1 protein-coding gene is annotated in these 428 nt (G+C 64.3%); it reads left to right on the forward strand.

Annotation, left to right across the window (positions count from 1 at the left end; translation table 11 throughout):
- On the forward strand, positions 1-355 hold a 355-nt coding region (locus tag EOA60_RS37080; protein ID WP_128312830.1), incomplete at its 5' end, for a hypothetical protein.
- Positions 356-428 lie beyond the last annotated feature (73 nt).

A 428-nucleotide genomic window follows, 5' to 3' on the forward strand; every position in this document is an offset into this window, starting at 1 on the left:
GGTGGCGATCACGCCCCTGCGCATGGGCAAGTATGACGGCAATGCCTACCAGTCGGCGCAAGGAATAGAGCGCTACCGGACGCTCGAAGGCGCTGCCGCGGGCGCCGAGATCGAGTTGCGCAGGCGGCCGGGCACGGTCGAGGTGTCGTTCGAACTGCCCGACGATCAGGCGCTCGCCGCCCGTGTCGCCGAAGCAATATTCCAGGCCCATTCCTACCAGGAGCCTGTGATCCGCATTCAGCCGCTGCTGACCAGCCGTTCCAAGGGACTCGACGACCATACCAATCCGAACCGCTGGTGGAACACCACCGGCGACTGGAAGAAGGCCGATCTGCAGGTCAGGGAGAACGCCTGACGCGGCGAGTTCCGCCGCGTCAAAACGGGGCAAGAAGGCGCTTGGACTTGACTTTCCGGGCGCGTTCTTTATG

The sequence above is a fragment of the Mesorhizobium sp. M1A.F.Ca.IN.020.06.1.1 genome (assembly GCF_004023265.1).
In the GTDB taxonomy this organism is placed as follows: Bacteria; Pseudomonadota; Alphaproteobacteria; order Rhizobiales; family Rhizobiaceae; genus Mesorhizobium.